The sequence below is a fragment of the Streptomyces sp. NPDC037054 genome, from assembly GCF_055606745.1.
This window is the reverse complement of sequence record NZ_JBVJSJ010000006.1, coordinates 338955-356966: the sequence shown is the minus strand read 5'-3', so window position 1 is coordinate 356966 and position 18012 is coordinate 338955. Positions and strand designations below refer to the sequence as shown.

Annotated in this window: 15 protein-coding genes; 8 read left to right on the top strand and 7 right to left on the bottom strand. The window is 73.3% G+C overall.

Annotated features, from left to right (window positions below; all coding sequences use genetic code 11):
* Window positions 1-96 precede the first annotated feature (96 nt).
* Window positions 97-633, top strand: coding sequence for a hypothetical protein (locus ACZ7D7_RS17235; protein ID WP_470825177.1), 537 nt, complete (start codon window positions 97-99; stop codon window positions 631-633).
* Between the two features lie 137 nt (window positions 634-770).
* Here ACZ7D7_RS17235 and ACZ7D7_RS17230 read toward each other — a convergent pair whose 3' ends face one another.
* Window positions 771-1256, bottom strand: coding sequence for a hypothetical protein (locus ACZ7D7_RS17230; protein WP_470825176.1), 486 nt, complete (start codon window positions 1254-1256; stop codon window positions 771-773).
* 332 nt (window positions 1257-1588) lie between these two features.
* Here ACZ7D7_RS17230 and ACZ7D7_RS17225 point away from each other — a divergent pair, with 332 nt between their 5' ends.
* Entirely contained in the window at window positions 1589-2254 is a 666-nt protein-coding gene (locus tag ACZ7D7_RS17225) for a class F sortase (RefSeq protein WP_470825175.1), read from the top strand.
* A 29-nt stretch (window positions 2255-2283) separates the two neighbouring features.
* Here the strand turns inward: ACZ7D7_RS17225 and ACZ7D7_RS17220 are convergent, their stop codons facing one another.
* Entirely contained in the window at window positions 2284-3117 is an 834-nt protein-coding gene (locus ACZ7D7_RS17220; protein ID WP_470825174.1) for a polysaccharide deacetylase family protein, read from the bottom strand.
* Window positions 3118-3276: 159 nt separating this feature from the next.
* Between ACZ7D7_RS17220 and ACZ7D7_RS17215 the strand changes: the two genes are divergently transcribed.
* Both ACZ7D7_RS17215 and ACZ7D7_RS17210 read left to right on the top strand, forming a co-directional pair.
* Window positions 3277-3738, top strand: a complete 462-nt coding sequence (locus ACZ7D7_RS17215) for a universal stress protein (protein WP_470825173.1) — start codon at window positions 3277-3279, stop codon at window positions 3736-3738.
* Window positions 3739-3879: 141 nt separating this feature from the next.
* Window positions 3880-5292 carry an amino acid permease gene (locus ACZ7D7_RS17210; protein ID WP_470825172.1) on the top strand — a complete coding sequence of 471 codons (1413 nt, stop codon included), beginning with the start codon at window positions 3880-3882 and terminating at the stop codon, window positions 5290-5292.
* A 40-nt stretch (window positions 5293-5332) separates the two neighbouring features.
* Here the strand turns inward: ACZ7D7_RS17210 and ACZ7D7_RS17205 are convergent, their stop codons facing one another.
* Window positions 5333-6484 (bottom strand): CapA family protein, encoded by a 1152-nt coding sequence (locus ACZ7D7_RS17205; RefSeq protein ID WP_470825171.1) that lies wholly within the window; start codon window positions 6482-6484, stop codon window positions 5333-5335.
* 210 nt (window positions 6485-6694) lie between these two features.
* Between ACZ7D7_RS17205 and ACZ7D7_RS17200 the strand changes: the two genes are divergently transcribed.
* From ACZ7D7_RS17200 to ACZ7D7_RS17190, 3 genes are all read left to right on the top strand, one after another.
* Complete coding sequence (locus ACZ7D7_RS17200) at window positions 6695-7240, top strand: sigma-70 family RNA polymerase sigma factor (protein WP_470825169.1); 546 nt, start codon at window positions 6695-6697, stop codon at window positions 7238-7240.
* Between the two features lie 134 nt (window positions 7241-7374).
* A complete protein-coding gene (locus ACZ7D7_RS17195; RefSeq protein ID WP_470825168.1) occupies window positions 7375-7878 on the top strand; it encodes a hypothetical protein in 504 nt (167 codons plus the stop codon).
* A gap of 197 nt (window positions 7879-8075) precedes the next feature.
* Window positions 8076-8735 (top strand): zf-HC2 domain-containing protein, encoded by a 660-nt coding sequence (locus ACZ7D7_RS17190; protein ID WP_470825167.1) that lies wholly within the window; start codon window positions 8076-8078, stop codon window positions 8733-8735.
* Window positions 8736-8780: 45 nt separating this feature from the next.
* Here ACZ7D7_RS17190 and ACZ7D7_RS17185 read toward each other — a convergent pair whose 3' ends face one another.
* Window positions 8781-9644, bottom strand: a complete 864-nt coding sequence (locus tag ACZ7D7_RS17185; RefSeq protein ID WP_470825166.1) for an Fpg/Nei family DNA glycosylase — start codon at window positions 9642-9644, stop codon at window positions 8781-8783.
* 31 nt (window positions 9645-9675) lie between these two features.
* Complete coding sequence (locus ACZ7D7_RS17180) at window positions 9676-11763, bottom strand: SpoIIE family protein phosphatase (RefSeq protein WP_470825165.1); 2088 nt, start codon at window positions 11761-11763, stop codon at window positions 9676-9678.
* Window positions 11764-11967: 204 nt separating this feature from the next.
* Between ACZ7D7_RS17180 and ACZ7D7_RS17175 the strand changes: the two genes are divergently transcribed.
* Window positions 11968-13389: a lipase maturation factor family protein gene (locus ACZ7D7_RS17175; protein WP_470825164.1), complete on the top strand. Its 1422-nt coding sequence runs from the start codon at window positions 11968-11970 to the stop codon at window positions 13387-13389.
* A gap of 180 nt (window positions 13390-13569) precedes the next feature.
* On the opposite strand, the gene ACZ7D7_RS17170 is transcribed toward ACZ7D7_RS17175, so the two are convergent.
* Both ACZ7D7_RS17170 and ACZ7D7_RS17165 read right to left on the bottom strand, forming a co-directional pair.
* The gene (locus ACZ7D7_RS17170) at window positions 13570-14664 is read right to left on the bottom strand and encodes an aldo/keto reductase (protein WP_470825163.1); all 1095 of its coding nucleotides are present in this window, start codon (window positions 14662-14664) and stop codon (window positions 13570-13572) included.
* A 177-nt stretch (window positions 14665-14841) separates the two neighbouring features.
* Entirely contained in the window at window positions 14842-17865 is a 3024-nt protein-coding gene (locus ACZ7D7_RS17165; protein WP_470825161.1) for an alpha-mannosidase, read from the bottom strand.
* Window positions 17866-18012 lie beyond the last annotated feature (147 nt).

Genomic DNA, 18012 nt, shown 5'->3' with positions numbered 1-18012 from the left:
CCGTTCGCATGTTCCTAGCGTTTCGGTCATCGAGGTGCATTTCTGACGCGAGCGGAAGAAGTCCGCCGCTGCTCCTCGGGGACCCGGAGGATTCACATGCGCGCGATACGCGTCGCTTCGGCCGCGCTGCTGGGCGTCGGCGCCCTCGCCGTGACCGCGCCGTCGGCCGCCGCCTACGGACAGGGGGACATCACCCCGTTCGGCTTCAGTGTCCTGCCCTCCACCATCGCGGCCGGCGGTCAGGTCAGCCTGCGGGTGGACCGGGACGACGGCGGCTGCAAGGGTCCCGCGAGGGTGTCCTCGGCGGTGTTCGACCCGGTGACCATCCCGCCGCGCCGGTCGACGGCGACGGCCGTGGTCGACTGGGACGCCAAGCGGGGCGCGGTCTACCAGGTGACGTTCACCTGTGACGGTGCGAGCGGGTCGACGGGCCTGACCATCGCCGGCGGGCGCCCGGAGCCCACGCACCACCCCGAGCCGCTGCATCCGCCGCACGGCGTGCACGCCGGTGAGGGCGGCAGTGTCGCGGGCCTCGACCTGCGGGAGATCGGCCTGGGCGCGCTGCTGATCACCGGCTCGGTCGGCGCGGCGTACCACCTGTCCCGCCGCCGCGCGGGCGAGGACGGCGCCTGACCGGGCCGTCTCCGCACAGGGCTTCGCCCCGGATCCTCGCGGGATCCGGGGCGAAGCCCTGTCGGCGTGCTCGGCGTGCTCGGCGTGCGATCCGAAGGGGGCGGATCACCGCCGGACGGGAACGTCCGGCGGTGCGGTCAGATCTTCTCGGCCCGGCGGCGCATCCAGAACAGTCCGCCGCCGAGGGCGGCCGCCGCCACCAGCCCACCGCCGATGGCGATGTCGGTCGGCGTGGCCCCGGTGGAGCTGCTGCCGCCGAGACCGCCGCGGACACCGCCGATGACGGTGAAGGCCGCCGGACGGGTCAGCGTCTTGCCGCCGCAGTTGACAGTGATGTCGTAGGAGCCCGGGCGGGCGTGGCGGTTGATGGTGGCCGTGCCCCGGGCGCTCTCCTTGGGGGAGCCGGGGACCGCGGTGAGGTTGGCCGTGGGGAACGCGTTGGACGTCATGGTGCCGCCGGCCTTGCAGCCGTCGACCGTGACGGTCAGCTGGCCGCCGCGGGCGATGACGCTGGGCAGGGCGACGATGTTGCTCGGGGTGTCCCAGGCGACGGCCGCGGGGGCGGCGAGCCCCACGGCGGCGATCGCCGCGGCAGACACCGCCAGGGCACGAGTGTTACGCATGTGATCCTCCGCGGAAGGCGCCCCGGGACCCGTCCCCGGAGAATCGGCGAGAAAGCGCCTCCCAGAAAGACCCTCAGTTGCCTTGCGCGGCACCGCATTTCGGGAATGGTCCGTCCTGGTGAGCGAAAACACCGCGGCGCATGCGCGGGAGGATATATCGCCGCAGGTCACGGACCGTCAGAAAAATTCGGCCGGTGGCGACTCGGATGGCTCACCACAAGGCGCGGGGCCACCCGTTCGCCACTGCCCCGTCGCCGGTTTTCCACGCGGCGCTTAGCGTTCCCGTATGCGCGAATTGACGCGGCGACGGCCGGGTCGAGAGGGGATGGCCCATGCATGAGTCCGAACTGGCCGAAGAGGAGGAGCGGCGGAGGAAGCGCGCTCCGTGGGGCGTGATAGCGCTTGTGCTGCTGACCGGCCTCGCGCTCATTCGGAATGGTTCGGGGGAATTCGACGTGGGTCCGCCGCAGCCCGCCTCGGCGGCCGCGACGGACGGCCGGGTGGCCGGCGGCACCTTCGCGAAGTCCGCGCGGGACCCGCTGCCGTACTCCGTGCCCGACCGGGTCAGGATCCCCGCCATCCAGGTCGACGCGCCGATGATGCCGGTGGGTCTGGACGCGGAGGGCTGGGTGGACGCGCCGCCCCCGGAGGACCCGAACCTGGCCGGCTGGTTCACCGGCGCGGTCTCCCCCGGCGAGAAGGGCACCGCCGTCGTCGTCGGGCACGTCGACAACAAGCAGGGCCCCGCCGTGTTCTACGGCCTCGGGGCCCTGAAGAAGGGGCATCGCGTCGAGATCTCCCGCCAGGACGGGAAGACGGCCGTATTCGAGATCTACGGCATCGAGGTCTTCTCGAAGAACGACTTCCCCGGCGACCGCGTCTACAGCTCCAAGGGCACCGCCGAGCTGCGGGTCATCACCTGCGGCGGCGGTTTCTCGAAGGAGAACGGCTACGAGGGCAACGTCGTCACCTTCGCCCGCCTGGTCGAGGTCCGCTGAGCGGTCCCCGGCCGGGCGGGCGCGCCCCGTCAGGCGAACTGCCGGCGGGGCACGGTGACGTGGTAGCCGGATTCGAGCAGTCCGGGAAGGTAGGCGCGCAGCGCCTTCACGCTCTGGGAGCGGTCGCCCCCGGCGTCGTGCGAGAGCACCACGACGCCGGGGGCGGCGCCGTTCTCGACCCGGCGGGCGATGCGGTGGGCGCCGGGCGTGGTCCAGTCGAGGGTGTCCACGGTCCAGGCGAGCGGTTCCATGCCGAGGTCGGCGCCGATCTGGAAGGCGGCCCGGTTCCAGGCGCCGTAGGGCGCGCGGAACCACTGGGGGCGTTCCCCGTACGTCTCCTCGATGACGTCGCTGGTGCGTTCCATCTGGGAGCGGATCGCGGAGCGGGTCAGCCGGGTCAGCAGCGGGTGGGACCAGGTGTGGTTGCCGACGACGTGCCCCTCGTCGGCCATGCGGGACACCAGGCCCCGGTGCGCGTCGGCCATCTCGCCGCACACGAAGAACATGGCCCGCACCTCGTGTTCGGCCAGGGTGTCGAGGATGTCGGGGGTGTAGCGGGGGTCGGGCCCGTCGTCGAAGGTCAGCACGAGGGTGCGGCCGCGTCCGGACACGCGCAGCAGGGGCGCGCGCCGCACGGGGGTGCGGCCGGGCGCGGTGCGCTGCGGTCCGTAGCCGGCCAGGGGCTGGAGTCGGTAGGCGGAGGACTTGAGCGGGCGCCGCGCCCGGGGGCCCGGGGCGGGTGCGGGGGGCGCCGGCTCGCTCCCGGTGACCGCAGCGAACACGCCGGCGGTGCCGGCCGCCCCGAGAGCGCCGGCGCCGGCGAGCAACGCCCGGCGTCGCGTGAGCAACTGATCCTTCTTCATGACTCATCAGTCGCCCGGTGCGGCACCGACGCTCGCCGGTGACACCGGTGCGGCGGCACGATTCCACTCGCCCGGCCCACACCGCGCGGCGCGGGTGTGGGCCGGGTGGGCGGCGCCCGCCGGGGCCCGCGGCCGGGGTCCGGCGATAGCCTCGGCCGTGTGACGGAACAGCATTCCCGCGGGTTCGAACGGGGCACGGACGGACCGAAGGTGATCGTCGTCGGCGTGGACGGCTCCGAATCGTCGCTGCGGGCCGCGGCGTACGCGGGCGGTCTGGCCAGGCGGCAGCGGGCGCTGCTCGCGGTCGTGTACGTGCAGCCGGTCATGGCGGCGGGTGCCGCGCTCGGCGCGCCGGTCGCGGACACGACGAACGGGACAGCCGAGGACCTGGTGGCGCACATCCGGGAGGCCACCGAGCGGGTCAGGGGGACGTTCGACGTGCGCTGGGAGTTCCACACGTTCCGCGGCGACCCATACCACGGTCTGGTGAAGGCGGCCGACGAACTGAAGGCGGACGCCGTCGTGGTGGGCGCCTCGGAGCAGGCGGGCCACCGGATCGTCGGATCGGTCGCGGTGCGGCTGGTGAGGGCGGGGCGCTGGCCGGTGACGGTGGTTCCGTAGACGGGGCCCGCGGCGCGAGGCCTGCCCGGGTGCCCCGCACGGGGCCTGCCGTGCGCCGTGCGTGGCGTCTTTCCTCGGACCCGGCGCTGAGCCATCATGATCCGCCGTCAGCCGATTGCCGATCGCGAAGAGGTGAGGCGCATGGCCGGGCTCCGATCGGGTGAGGGCGTTCTCCGCCGCAAACCCATCGAACACATCGAGGAGACGGAAGTCGGCGAGGGCACCCGGCTGGAGCGGTCGCTCGGGCTGTGGCAGCTCACGGCGATCGGTGTCGGCGGCATCATCGGCGCGGGCATCTTCACGCTGGCCGGCACGGTCGCCAACGGCACGGCGGGGCCGGCGGTCCTGCTGTCGTTCCTCGTGGCGGGCGTGGCGAGCGCGGCGGCGGCCCTGTCGTACGCCGAGTTCGCGGGCATGATCCCGAAGGCGGGTTCGGCGTACACCTACGGCTACGCGGTGCTGGGCGAGCTGGCGGGCTGGTTCATCGGCTGGGACCTGCTGCTGGAGTACACGGCGATCGTCGCGGTGGTCGCGATCGGCATTTCCGGCTACTTCAGCTTCCTGGTCGGCGAGATGGGTGCCGACCTGCCGGACTGGATGCTGGGCGCGCCCGGCACCGGCGACGGGCACCGCGTGGACCTGTTCGCGGCGCTGCTGTGCCTGCTGATCGCGTACCTGCTGAACCTCGGCATCAAGAACGCGGCCCGCTTCGAGACGGCCGTGGTGGTGCTGAAGGTGCTGGTGGTGCTGCTGGTCATCGCGGTCGGCGTCTTCCACATCGACACGGCGAACTACGACCCGTTCTTCCCGTACGGGGTCGGCGGGGCGTTCACGGGTGCGGCGACGGTGTTCTTCGCGGTGTTCGGGTACGACGCGATGTCGACGGCGGCCGAGGAGTCCAAGGACGCGCAGCGGCACATGCCGAAGGCGATCCTGTACTCCCTCGCGATCTCGATGGTGCTGTACGTGGCGGCCTGCCTGGTGCTGACGGGCATGCAGCACTACTCGGACATCGACAAGGAGAGCGGCTTCTCGACCGCGTTCAAGTCGGTGGGCCTGAGCGGCCTCGCGGACGTGATCGCGGTGGGCGCGATCATCGGCATCCTCACGGTGATGTTCACGTTCATGCTCGGCGTCACGCGGGTGTGGTTCGCGATGTCGCGGGACGGGCTGCTGCCGGCGTGGTTCGCGAAGACGCATCCGACGCGGCACGTGCCGACGCGGGTCACCTGGATCGTGGGGTTCGCGTCGGCCGCCATCGCCGGGTTCCTGCCGATCGGCGAGGCGGCCGAACTGACCAACATCGGCATCCTGCTGGCGTTCGTGGTGGTGTGCGTGGCGGTGATCGTGCTGCGCTACCGGCAGCCGGACCTGCCGCGCACGTTCCGCACGCCGTGGATGCCGTTCGTGCCGGCGCTGGGCGTGGTGTTCTCGATCTGGCTGATCACGTTCCTCCAGTGGCAGACCTGGGCCCGCTTCGCGGTGTGGTTCGCGCTCGGGCTCGTGATCTATTTCGGCTACTCCTACCGCCGCTCGGCGCTGGCGCGGCGCTGAGCCCGCGTACGGTCCGGCCCTCCGACCGGCCCCGCCCGGGTCAGTGGCCCATCGTCAGGCCGTCGCTCGCCGCGCCGCGGCTGAGGGTGATGTCGCGGATGCGGTCGCGTACGGCCCGGACCTCGGCGCCCCGGGCGAGGGCCTCGTTGAGGTTCACGACGCGCCCGGCGTCGACGTCGAACCACTGCGGTACGAACTCGGCCCGCGTCACCTTCCAGCGGCCGCCGGGCCCGGCGGGCGGGGCGAAGGTGAAGCGGCCGACGGTGGACTCGTTGCCGCGCGGGTCCTTGAGGCCCGCCGGGTTGACCATGCGGCCGGCGATCTGGTCGCCCATGCCGTAGACCACCCAGGTTCCGTTGACCTTCTCGTACGCCTGCGGGACGTGGGCGTGGGTGCCGAGGATCAGGTCGATGTCGGGGCGGCCCCCGGTGCGGGACGCGGTGAGGGTGCGGGCCAGCGTGAGCTGCTGCCGGTCGGGGGCGTCCTGCCACTCGGTGCCCCAGTGCAGGGACACGACGACCACGTCGGCGCCCGCGCGCCGGGCGGCCCGCGCGTCCGCCAGAATGCGGCCCTCGTCGATCAGGTTGACCGCCCAGGGCCGGTCCGCGGGCAGCGGGAGGCCGTTCGTGCCGTAGGTGTAGGCGAGGTGGGCGACGGACGCCTCGCCCGCGCGCAGGATCGTGGGGGTGCGGGACTCGGCCTCGGTGCGCGCGGAGCCGGCGTGGCGCAGGCCGGCCCGGTCGAAGGCGTCGAGGGTGCGGCGGATGCCGTCGGCGCCGTCGTCGAGGGTGTGGTTGGAGGCGGTTGAGCAGCCGTCGTATCCGGTGGCGGCGAGGCCGCGCGCCACCTCGGGCGGGGACTTGAACAGCGGGTAGCCGGTGTAGTCGCCGTCCGCGCCGTACACGGTCTCCATGTGGCACAGGGCGAGGTCGGCGCGGGAGACGACGGGCCGGATGCCGGCGAGCATCGGGGCGAAGTCGTAGCCCTTGCCGCCCGCGTCGAAGCGCGCCCGCTCGATGATGTTGCTGTGCGGGAGGACGTCGCCGGACGCGACCAGCGTGAAGCCGCGGCCGGAGTCCGACGCGCTCGGGGCCGGGCTGCCGGGCGGTTCGTGCCGGTCGGCCTGGCAGGCCGCTCCCGCGACCAGGAGCGCCGTCAGCGCGAGGGCCACCTGCCGTCTGCGTGCGATCATCACTCACCCCGCTGTAGTCGTATTTGCGGATAAACAGGTAAGAATCCGCATGGGGTGCTGAGTGGCTCCGACACGCGTTTTAGGCCGTCCGGCGTGCGGACCCGGCGTCACCGACCGTTCGTCGTACCGTTCATCGACGCGATCGACCGTCCGCCGCACACTCGTGTGCGTGGCCTGTCCCCCGGCAACGCCCTGCGATGCCATACGGCCATGAACGCCGGAACCACCATGACGAGCGGGACGACCGCCGAGCACGAGCTCGCCGCGCTGCAGCGCGAGCACGGCCGGCCCCTCTTCGCGCTGCTGCTCCGGCTCTGCGACGGCGACCGGCAGCGCGCCGAGGACCTGGTGCAGGAGACCCTGGTGCGTGCCTGGCAGCACCCGGAGGCCCTGCGCGCCGACGACTTCGACTCCGTACGGCCCTGGCTGCTGACCGTGGGACGGCGGCTCGCGATCGACGCGCGCCGCGCCAGGCAGGCCCGGCCGCCCGAGGTCGGCGACGCCGTCCTGGAGAACGCCCGGGTCTGCGCCGACCACGCCGAGCGGGCCGCGGCGACCCTCGACGTACGGAAGGCTGTGAAGACTCTCACGCCCGAGCACCGTGACGTACTGGTGCTCGTGTACTTCCAAGGGGCGAGTGTGGCGGAAGCCGCGAAAGCCCTGGGCATCCCGCCCGGTACCGTGAAGTCCCGCGCGTATTACGCGCTGCGCGCCCTGCGCCGGGTGCTTCCGGGCTACGCCACCGACCTGCGGTGAAACTGACGCTTGAGTCAAACCTCCGTAAAGCGCCTTGCTGAGGACCCCGGTTGAGTAATCGGCTGTTCTCATCCGTGTTCCGGACCGAGGCCCGGCTCGGGCGACGCGCACGTACCGGAGGAAGGCAGGAAGGGATGCAGCACAGAGGTCGAGAGAGCACGGACGGTGAACTCACCGTCCCCATGGCCTGGTTGTACGCCGAGTACATCGCCGACGAACTGCTGCGCAGCGGCGACCTGATGCCGCCGACGTCCTTCGAGTTCCGCGCCGGCCGGGACGCGCTGGCCCTGACCGTGTTCCTGTCCGACACGGACGGCGAGCTGTCCGGCATCCGTGTCGTCACCCAGCTGGAGACCTGGCTGTCGCTGACCGCGTACGACCAGCCGTGGCAGGAGTGGGTCCGCGAGCGGCTGGCCGATCTCGCCGCCGACGCCGCCGCCGCGGGCCGCCCCGCGCCGGACCTCGCGCTGGCCGAGGCCGCCTGGCGCTGGCTCCAGGAGACCGAGCTGCTCGCGCCGGACCTCAACGCGGTGCCCGGCGGCGCCCCGGTGACCGGCGAGGACGAGGGGCCGAAGGTGTGGACACCGGCCTGGCAGCTGGGACTTCCGCTGGGGCACCTGGCGATCCACCTGTTCTAGCGCCGGGGCGCCGGGCACCCCTTGCGGGCCCGCTCCGGCCGGCACAGGTTTTCCGGAACCGGACCAATCCGCGGGCCGGTCCGCTCCGAATCCCTCGGCCGCGTTTTCCGCCCGCGCGTGAGTGATTCGAGTCCCGGGTGCGTACCGGTGGGAGCAACGAGCAACCCCACCCGCACCCAACGGCACGAGGATTCGGCATGAGGTCCCTGGAAAGGCATCGCGACGTCGGCGCGTACGCGCTCGGCGTGCTGGACGAGGCGGAGGCTTTCCGTTTTGAAGACCACCTCCTGGAGTGCCCCAGCTGCACCGCCCAGGTGACCGAATTCGCGCCGACCACACGCCAGTTGCTGCTCTACCGCCGGGCCACGCCCCGCTTCGTGCCCCCGCTCGCCGGCCCCGGCGCCCGGCTGCTGGACCGGCTGCTGTCCGACGTCACCGCCCTGCGCAGGGCCGGGCGCCGGCGGACGCTGTACGCGGTGGCCGCCGCCGTGGTGCTCGCCCTCGCCGGGCCCGCCGTGGCGTTGCACGCGGAGGGCGGGCGGGGCCCGGTGCGGGTCACGGCGACCGACGAGCGGTCCGGGGTGTGGGCGCGGCTCGTCTCGGAGGACGAGGCGTGGGGCAGCGACGTGGAGCTGACCGTCAAGGACGGCGCCGGGCCGCGCGTCTGCCGCCTGGTCGCGGTGGGCCGGGACGGCTCGGAGGAGACGGTGACCAGCTGGAACGTCCCGCGGCACGACGCCCGCCCCAACACCATGCGCGGCGGCGCGGCCCTGCATCCCGAGGAGATCGCACGGTACGAGGTGCGCACGTCGGACGGGGAGCACCTGGTGACGCTGCAGTCGCCGCCCGGCCGGTGAACGCGGCAGGGCACCGGCCCGCCTCACGGGGAGACGGCCCCCGCGTCACTTGAGCAGACGGGACAGCCTGCGGTCGGCCAGTGGCTTGCCGCCGGTCTGGCAGGTCGGGCAGTACTGGAGCGAGGAGTCGCTGAAAGACACCTCGCGGATCGTGTCGCCGCACACCGGGCAGGGCTCGCCGGTGCGGCCGTGGACGCGCAGGCCGCTCTTCTTCTCCGCCTTCAGCCGCCCGGCCGCCACGCCCCGGGAGCGTTCGACGGCGTCGGTGAGCGTGGCGCGCAGCGCCTCGTACAGGCGGGTGGTCTCCTCGGGGGTGAGGGACGCGGCCAGCTTGAACGGCGACATCTTCGCGGCGTGCAGAATCTCGTCGCTGTAGGCGTTGCCGACGCCGGCGATCAGGCTCTGGTCGCGCAGGGCGCCCTTGAGCTGCCGGCGCTCGTCCTTCAGGAGCCCGGCCAGGCGCGCCTCGTCGAAGTCGGCGGCGAGCGGGTCGGGGCCGAGGCGGGCGATGCCGGCGACCTCCGCCGGGTCGGCGACGACGTACACGGCGAGGCGTTTTTGGGTGCCGGCCTCGGTCAGGTCGAAGCCGGCGCCGGTCTCCAGGGCGACGCGCAGCGCGAGGGGGCCCTTGCCGGGGCGGGGCGGTGCGTCGGGGAGGCGGTCCTTCCAGTGCAGCCAGCCCGCGCGGGCCAGGTGCGTGATCAGGTGCGGCCCGCCGCCGGTGGCGAGGTCCAGGAACTTGCCGTACCGGCGCACGGCGGTGACCTCGCGGCCCTCGACGGCGCCGGGCGGCGGGTCGTACGTCTTCAGGACGCTGATCGCCACGGGCAGCACCCGGACGATCTCGTGGCCGACGAGGTGCTCGGTGAGGAAGTCCTTGAGCGCCTCGACCTCGGGGAGTTCCGGCATACGTCCAGGGTGCCATCCGGGGAGCGAGCGGTCAGGTCCGCCGCGGCGTCACGAACTCGCTCCACACGCACTTGCCGCCGCCGCGCGCCTCCACGCCCCACACGTCGGAGAGCAGCTCCACCAGCAGCAGCCCGCGTCCGGACACGCCCGCCTCGCCCGGGTCGCGGCGGCGCGGCAGGGCGCTGGAGGAGTCCTCGACCTCGACGCGCAGCCGCCGGTCGGAGCCGGTGAGCACCCTGAGGGTGACGATCGCGGCGCCCTCGGTGTGCATGAGCGCGTTGGTGATCAGCTCGTCGGCGGTCAGTTCGATCTCGTCGGCGCGGTCGGCGGCGCCCCAGGCGCGCACGGCGGCGCGGATCATGTGCCGGGCGGCGTGCAGCGCCTCGGCGTCGCCGGGCGCCACGTGCTGCTGGAGCCGGCCGCCCGGCTGCGGGGTGTCGGGCACCCGGCGGCGCAGCAGGAGCAGCGCCACGTCGTCGTCGCCGCCGCGTTCCTCGGCGACGTCGATGAGCAGGTCGGCGAGGGCGCGTACGTCGTCCGGGCCCGAGCAGACGAGGTCGGCGAGGGTCCGCATGCCGTCGTCGAGGTCGCTGCCGGGCGTTTCCACGAGGCCGTCGGTGCACAGCAGCAGGGTGCAGCCGGGGTCGAGTTCCAGGGTGCCGACCGGGTAGTCGAGGCTGCCGAACTCGGCGGACAGGCCGAGCGGCAGGCCACCCTCGACGGGGACGCGGCGGCAGCCCCCGTCGGGCCGGCGCACCAGGGCGTCGAGGTGTCCGGCCCGCACCACCTGCACGACGCCGGTGGTGAGGTCGGCCTCGGCGTACAGGCAGGTCGCGAAGCGGTCGGTGTCGAGTTCGTGCAGGAAGACGGATGCGCGGGCCATCACGGTGGCCGGTGGGTGTCCCTCGGCGGCGTAGGCGCGCAGCACGATGCGCAGCTGGCCCATGACGGACGCGGCGTGCGTGTCGTGGCCCTGGACGTCGCCGATGACGGCGCCGACCCGGCCGCCGGGCAGCGGGATCAGGTCGTACCAGTCGCCGCCGATGTCCCGGCCGAGGGTGCCGCCGATGGACGCGGCGCGGTAGCGGACGGCGACGTCGGCGCCCGCGACGCTGGGAATGGTGCGCGGCAGCATGGCCTGCTGAAGGCCCTCGGCGAGGTCCATCTCCTGCTCGTAGAGCATGGCCCGCTGCAGGCTCTGGGCGATGCCGGTGCCGAGGGCGAGGAGGACGTTGCGGTCCTCGGGCGTGAAGCCGTGCCGGTCGCTGTAGAGCAGGCCCATCGCGCCGATCGGGCGGGCCTGGGCGATCAGCGGGAGGTAGGCGGCGGACGTGACGTGCAGATCGCTCAGGTGCGGCCACAGGATCGGGTAGCGCTCGGCGAACTGCTCCGGCGACTCGATGAAGCGCGGGGAGAGGGTGCGCACGACCTCGCTCATCGGGTAGGGCTCCTCGATCCCGGTGAGTTCGATGCCCGGGACGAAGCTGCCGGCCGGGCCCTCGGCGATCAGCCGGATGCGGCCGGCCTCGACCAGGCCCATGACGAGGCTGGTGGCGCCCAGATGGGTGAGGCCGTGGTTGTCCTTGAGGACGTCGACGATGTCGTCCACGGTGCGGGCGTGGGCGAGCGCGGCCGTCGCGAACTGGACGACGCCGGTCTGCTGGCGGCGCGCCGTCTCCAGGGCGGCCTGCTCGTGGCGGGTCGCGAGTTCGTCGAGTTCCTGGGTGGCGTCCCGGAGGATGCCGATGATCCGGCGGGGGCGGCCGGTCTCGTCGCGCCGGATGTAGCCCTGGGTGTGGGTCCAGCGCAGGGAGCCGTCGCGGCAGCGGATGCGGAAGTACGTGCCGTAGTTCTCGCTGCCGTCCTTCATGGCGCGGGAGACGATGGCGTCGAGGCGGTAGCCCTCGGTACGCGGCACGCGGACGGCGAGGCTCTCGGGTCGGCCGTCGTACTCGTCGGGGCGCAGGTCGAACACCTCGTGCGCCTGGGCGTCCATGTGGAAGTGCCCCGCGTCCAGGTCCCAGTCGAAGCTGCCCATGCGGTTGAGAGCCAGGATCGGCTCCGGGTGGGCGGGCCAGTCGTCCGGGAGTGACAGGGCGCTCGCTCCCCGATCAACCATGGGCCCACCTTGCCAGCATTTGTCCGACCCTTCGACTGGGAAGCCACGGGAACGCGACCACACCGATCGACATTCGCCCCCTATTGTCCGCTTTGCCTACCCGGGTTGCGCAAGCACCGGGGTGGTACATGGAGGGTGACCCCGTCCCGCGGCGCCCGCGCCCGCGTGGCACCGCGCGTGGCCCGAAGGGAGGAGCCGACGGCCGTGGAGTGGTTCAGCGCACCGGACTACTGGCTGACCAGGGTGGTCTTCCAGCGCACGCTGGCCGCCGTGTACCTGGTGGCGTTCCTGACGGCCGCCCTGCAGTTCCGGGCCCTGATCGGCGAGCGGGGGCTCCTGCCGGTCCCGCGGTTCGTGGCCCGGGTGCCGTTCCGGCGGGCGCCGAGCCTGTTCCACTGGCGCTATTCCGACCGTCTGTTCGCCGGGTGCGCCTGGACGGGCTGTGCGGTGTCGCTGGCGCTCCTCGCCGGCCTCGACGGACTGCTGCCGCTGTGGGGCGCGATGCTGCTGTGGCTGGTGCCGTGGGCGCTGTACCTGTCGATCGTGAACGTCGGCCAGACGTGGTACGGCTTCGGCTGGGAGTCCCTGCTGCTGGAGGTGGGGTTCGTCGCCGTGCTGCTCGGCAACGACGAGGTGGCGCCGCCGGTCGTGGTGCTGTTCCTGCTGCGCTGGATCCTGTTCCGCGTGGAGTTCGGGGCGGGTCTGATCAAGCTGCGCGGCGACGAGTGCTGGCGGAAGCTGACGTGTCTGGACCACCACCACGAGACGCAGCCGATGCCGGGCCCGCTGAGCTGGTTCTTCCACCACCTGCCGAGGCCGCTGCACCGCGTGGAGGTGGCCGCGAACCACGTCACGCAGCTCGTGGTGCCGTTCCTGCTGTTCACGCCGCAGCCGGTCGCGTCGCCCGCCGCCGCCCTGATGATCGTCACCCAGCTGTGGCTGGTGCTGTCCGGGAACTTCTCGTGGCTGAACTGGATCACGATCGTGCTCGCGCTGTCGGCGGTGCGGTTCCCGGGCGACGCGCCGGCCCGGGTGCGCGGCGCCCCGCTGTGGTACGCGGTGCTGGTCCTGGTCGTCGCCGCGGGGCTGGTGGCCCTCAGTTACCGACCGGTCCGCAACATGCTCTCGCGGCGCCAGGTGATGAACCGGTCCTTCGACCCGCTGCACCTCGTCAACACCTACGGCGCGTTCGGCAGTGTCAGCCGCGTCCGCCACGAGGTGGTCGTCGAGGGCACCTGGGACGACGTGCCGCGCGAGGACGGGGACTGGCGCGCGTACGAGTTCCGGGGCAAGCCCGGCGATCCGCGGCGCTGGCCGCGTCAGTTCGCGCCCTACCATCTGCGGCTGGACTGGATGATGTGGTTCGCCGCCCTCTCGCCCGCCTACGCCGGGTCGTGGTTCGGGACGTTCGTGGAGCGGCTGCTGGAGGGCGACCGGGCCACGCTGCGGCTGCTGCGCGCCTCCCCGTTCCCGCCCGACCGGCCGCCGCGCCACGTACGGGCCCGGCTGTTCCGCTACCGGTACACGACCTGGCGCGAGCTGCGCGAGACGGGGGCGTGCTGGGAGCGGACATACGTGCGGGAGTACCTGCCGCCGACACGGCTGGCGGGGGCGGCGCGGCGCTAGGGGGCAGAGACCGTGGACGCGTACGGCGGTCTGCTGGAAGACGGCGGCGCGCTCGGTGCCGGTCGCCGGCCGTGTCGTCGCGGCGGGGCGTGAAGCGGCGCGGCGGGGCCGGTTCGGGGCCGGTGAGCCGGTCCTGGTCCCGTACGGGCCACTCCCGCACGTGGTGGTGCGCGTCGGCGGTCAGCCGGGGTGCTCCCCGGCCGGTACGGGGGCGTCGGGCGGGAGCAGGCCCGTCGCGCGCAGTTCCGCCCACAGGGCCGCGGGGACGGGCGCCGCGAACTGCTGGGCGCAGTCGTCGACCTCGGCCGCCGAGCGGGCGCCCACGAGAACGCCGCCGACGGCCGGGTGCGCGGCGCAGAAGGCGAGGGCGCAGGCGCGCAGGGTGGTGCCGTGGCGGTCGGCGATCTCCTTCAGGCGCAGGGCGCGGTCCAGCAGGACGGGCGGCGCGGCGGCGTAGTCGTAGGTGGCGCCGGGTCTCGGGTCGGCCAGCAGGCCGGAGTTGAAGGCGCCGCCGATCAGCACGGAGACGCCGCGCCGCTGTGCGGCGGGCAGCAGGTCGGTGAGGGCGCTGTGGTCGAGCAGGGTGTAGCGGTTGGCGCACAGCACCACGTCGACGTCGGTGTCGCGGACGAAGCGGGTCAGCATCGCGGTCTGGTTCATGCCGACGCCGATCGCGCCGACGACGCCCTCGGCGCGCAGCCGCTCCAGCGCGGGGTAGCCGTCGCGGAAGGCCGCCTCGGCGTGGTCGTCGGGGTCGTGGAGGTGGACGACGTCGACGCGGTCCAGTCCGAGGCGCTCCAGGCTCGCCTCCAGGGTGCGTCGGATGCCGTCGGCGGTGAAGTCCCACACGCGGCGGTGCGTGGCGGGGACGGCGAAGCCGTTCGCGAGGTCGTCGCCCGTGCCGTCGGCGGGCTCCAGGCGGCGGCCGACCTTGGTGCCGACGGTGTACTCGGCGCGGGGCCGGCCGGCGAGGGCGGCTCCGATGCGCCGTTCGGACAGGCCGAGTCCGTAGTGCGGCGCGGTGTCGAAGTAGCGGATGCCGTTGCGCCAGGCGGCGTCCAGCGCGGCGTGCGCCTGCTCGTCGGTGAGCGGCGCGTAGAGGTTCCCGATGGCACCGCCACCGAAGCCGAGACGGCTGACGCGGACGGGGCTGCGGCCGAGGCGCCCGACGGCCGCACCACCACCGGCACCGCCTCGGCCGGGCCCGGCCGCGCCGCCGGATCCGCTGTCGGTGCCGCCTCCGCCGGTTCCCGTGGACCCGGTTGCTCCGTTCACCTCGTTCGCTCCGCTCATCCGCCGTCTCCGGTCACCGTGGCTCCGGGCGGAGCCTGCGGCCCTTCATTGTTCCTCCCCGTCCCAGGCGTCGGCTGCCCACCGGGCGCGGCCTCGCGGCGCCGGTCATCTCCCGCAGTCCGATGCGCGCGGCCGTGGAACGACGCCTGCCACCCCTGCCTACGCGGCCCTGCGGAACCGCAGCGTCACCAACTCGAAGGGGCGCAGGCGCAGTTCCACCCCGTCGCCCTCCAGCCGCACGGCGGAGTCCGGCAGGGGGCGCTCCAGCAGGTCGGTCGCGCGGACGTCGGCGGCGTCGAAGTCCGTCGTCAGGGTGGCGCGGGCCCGGCCGCCGTGCGCCTCGTGCAGGCGGACCACGACGTCGCCGCTGCCGTCGTCCGCGAGCTTCACGGCCGTGACCACGACGGCGTCCCGGTCGGCCGTCACCAGCGGCGCGGTCCCGGCCGTGCCGGTCAGGCGCCGTTCCGGCAGGTTGATCCGCCAGCCCTCACGGACCGCGTCGCCGATCGAGGCGCCCGGCACGAGGGCGTGCCGGAAGCGGTGCACGCCCTGGTCGGTCTCCGGGTCCGGGAAGCGCGGCGCCCGCAGCAGGGACACCCGGACGGTGGTGGTCGTGCCGCGGTCGCCGTCGGTGCGCACGGCCCGGGTCACGTCGTGGCCGTACGTCGAGTCGTTGACGACCGCCACGCCCCAGCCCGGTTCCTCCAGGTGCACGAAGCGGTGGTTGCACGCCTCGAACTTGGCCGCCTCCCAGCTGGTGTTGGTGTGCGTGGGCCGGAAGACGTGCCCGAACTGCGTCTCGGACGCGTACCGTTCGGCGTGCACGTCGAGCGGGAAGGCCAGTTTGAGGAACTTCTCCGTCTCGTGCCAGTCGACCTCCGTGTCCACGACCAGCCGCCGCTCCCCCGCCGCCAGCGACAGCACCTGCGTGACGCGGGACGCGCCGAAGGACCGCGTGATCCGCACCGAGGCGCCGTCGTCGCCCGCCGTGACCTCGTCGGCGTCGGTGAGGTCGGTGACGGTGTTGCGGTAGAACTTGTCGACGTCCCAGGCGTCCCACTTGTTCGGCAGATCGGGGTGCAGCTGGAGCAGGTTGGCGGCTTCGCCGGGGGCGACCGTCTCGCGGTCGGCAACGATGTCGAGGGCGGAGACGACCAGGCCCCGGGCGTCGATCTCGACGCGCAGCAGCCCGTTGTCCAGGACGTGTCCGCCGCCCTCGCGCACGGTGAGCGCGGTCGGGGCGCCGACGGCGACGGCCAGTCCCGCGCCGCCCGCCGGGACGCCGTGGCGGGCGTGCGGGGCGGAGTTGAACAGCAGGGGCGTGCCGCCGTCGCCGGCCAGGGCGCCCTGCGCCGCCTCGACGATGCCCTCCAGCTCGGCGGTGATCCTCTCGTACGTGGCGCGGGCCTCGCGGTGCACCCAGGCGATGGACGAGCCGGGCAGGATGTCGTGGAACTGGTGCAGCAGGACCGTCTTCCAGATGCGGTCCAACTCCTCGTAGGGGTAAGGGAATCCGGTACGGACGGCGGCGGTGGCCGACCACAGCTCCGCCTCGCGCAGCAGGTGTTCGCAGCGCCGGTTGCCCTGCTTGGTCTTCGCCTGGCTGGTGAGGGTGGCGCGGTGGAGTTCGAGGTAGAGCTCGCCGACCCAGACGGGAGCGTCGGGGTACTCGGCGGCGGCCTTGTCGAAGAACGCCTTGGGTGTCTCCCAGGTGACGGTCGGCGAGCCCTCCAGGTCGCGCAGCCGGGCGGCCCTGGCGACCATCTCGCGGGTGGTGCCGCCGCCTCCGTCGCCGAAGCCGGTGGGGGCGAGGGAGTGCCGGGCGGCGCCCTTGTCCTTGAAGTTGCGGGCGGCGTGGGCGATTTCGGCGCCGGTCATGGCGCAGTTGTAGGTGTCGACGGGCGGGAAGTGCGTGAAGACGCGGGTGCCGTCGATGCCCTCCCACTGGAAGGTGTGGTGCGGGAAGCGGTTGGTCTGCGACCAGGAGATCTTCTGCGTCAGCAGGTACCTGGAGCCGGCCGCCCTGATGATCTGCGGCAGTCCGGCGGCGAAGCCGAACGTGTCGGGCAGCCACGCCTCGTCGTTCTCGATGCCGAACTCGTCGAGGAAGAACCGCTTGCCGTGCACGAACTGCCGGGCCATGGCCTCGGAGCCGGGCATGTTGGTGTCGGACTCCACCCACATGCCGCCGGCCGGCACGAACCGCCCGTCGGCGACGGCCTTCTTCACCCGCGCCCACACCTCGGGCCGGTGGTCGCGCACCCACGCCCACTGCTGGGCCTGCGACATGGCGAAGACGAAGTCCGGCTCGTCCTCCAGCAGCGCGGTCATGCCGGCGGCGGTGCGGGCCACCTTGCGGACGGTCTCGCGCAGCGGCCACAGCCACGCCGAGTCGATGTGGGCGTGGCCGACGGCGCTGACGCGGTGCGCGGACGGCGCGGCGGGAGAGGAGAGCACACCGGTGAGGCGGGTGCGGGCCTCGGCGGCCGTGCCGCCCACGTCCTGGAGGTCGAGCGCGTCCAGGGCGCGTTCCACGGCGCGCAGGATCTCCCAGCGGCGGGCCGAGTCGGCCGGCAGCTCGGCCATCAGCTCGCCGAGCACCTCCAGATCCGTCACGAGGTGCCACACCGTCTCGTCGAAGACCGCGAGGTCCATGCGGGTGAGGGTGTACTGCGGTTCACCGCCGGCGGTCTCCTTGTCGCCGAGCGGGGTGGGCCGGAAGGGGTGCGGGCCGAAGATCACCGGGTTCGAGGCGGCCTCGATGTGCAGCCGTACCTCCTCGCCGCCCGCGGCGGGCGCGGCGACCCGCACCCACTGGTTGAGCGGGTTGACGCCCTTCACCGGGGAGCCGTCCGGCCGGTGGACGAGGCCCTCGCACTGGAAGCCTGGCATGTTGCCGTCGAAGCCGAGGTCGAGCAGCGCCTCGACGGTCTTCCCGGCCCACTCCTTCGGAACGGTCCCGGTGACGGTGAACCAGCTGGTGCCCCACGGGGCGCCCCAGCGGGTGCCGACCGTGATCGGCTCGGGTACGGCGGCCAGGCCCTCGGCGACCGGCACGGGTTCGCCGGGGGCGTGCCACACCGCCACGTCCAGCGGCACGGACTCGGGATACACGGCGGGGCGGACTCGGTCGTCGAGGACGCGCCTGAGGCGGGCTTCGACCAGGGTGCGGTCGTCATGCATGCGGGCTGCTCCGTAAGGTCGTCCGTCGCGAGGGGGGGACGGGTGCCGGGTGTGCGTGACGGTCAGGGGGCCGACGACAGGTACAGCTCCCCAGCGGCGCGGTGTTCGAACCGTGCCCGCCGCCGCCCCGCCTGTCGCACCCTCTCG

Coding starts and splice junctions, on each gene's coding strand:
- ACZ7D7_RS17190 (WP_470825167.1), top strand. CDS start 8,076: ATGAGGTCCCTGGAAAGGCATCGCGACGTCGGCGCGTACGCGCTCGGC.
- ACZ7D7_RS17210 (WP_470825172.1), top strand. CDS start 3,880: ATGGCCGGGCTCCGATCGGGTGAGGGCGTTCTCCGCCGCAAACCCATC.
- ACZ7D7_RS17185 (WP_470825166.1), bottom strand. CDS start 9,644: ATGCCGGAACTCCCCGAGGTCGAGGCGCTCAAGGACTTCCTCACCGAG.
- ACZ7D7_RS17180 (WP_470825165.1), bottom strand. CDS start 11,763: ATGGTTGATCGGGGAGCGAGCGCCCTGTCACTCCCGGACGACTGGCCC.
- ACZ7D7_RS17205 (WP_470825171.1), bottom strand. CDS start 6,484: ATGATCGCACGCAGACGGCAGGTGGCCCTCGCGCTGACGGCGCTCCTG.
- ACZ7D7_RS17195 (WP_470825168.1), top strand. CDS start 7,375: ATGCAGCACAGAGGTCGAGAGAGCACGGACGGTGAACTCACCGTCCCC.
- ACZ7D7_RS17200 (WP_470825169.1), top strand. CDS start 6,695: ATGAACGCCGGAACCACCATGACGAGCGGGACGACCGCCGAGCACGAG.
- ACZ7D7_RS17220 (WP_470825174.1), bottom strand. CDS start 3,117: ATGAAGAAGGATCAGTTGCTCACGCGACGCCGGGCGTTGCTCGCCGGC.
- ACZ7D7_RS17230 (WP_470825176.1), bottom strand. CDS start 1,256: ATGCGTAACACTCGTGCCCTGGCGGTGTCTGCCGCGGCGATCGCCGCC.
- ACZ7D7_RS17235 (WP_470825177.1), top strand. CDS start 97: ATGCGCGCGATACGCGTCGCTTCGGCCGCGCTGCTGGGCGTCGGCGCC.
- ACZ7D7_RS17225 (WP_470825175.1), top strand. CDS start 1,589: ATGCATGAGTCCGAACTGGCCGAAGAGGAGGAGCGGCGGAGGAAGCGC.
- ACZ7D7_RS17165 (WP_470825161.1), bottom strand. CDS start 17,865: ATGCATGACGACCGCACCCTGGTCGAAGCCCGCCTCAGGCGCGTCCTC.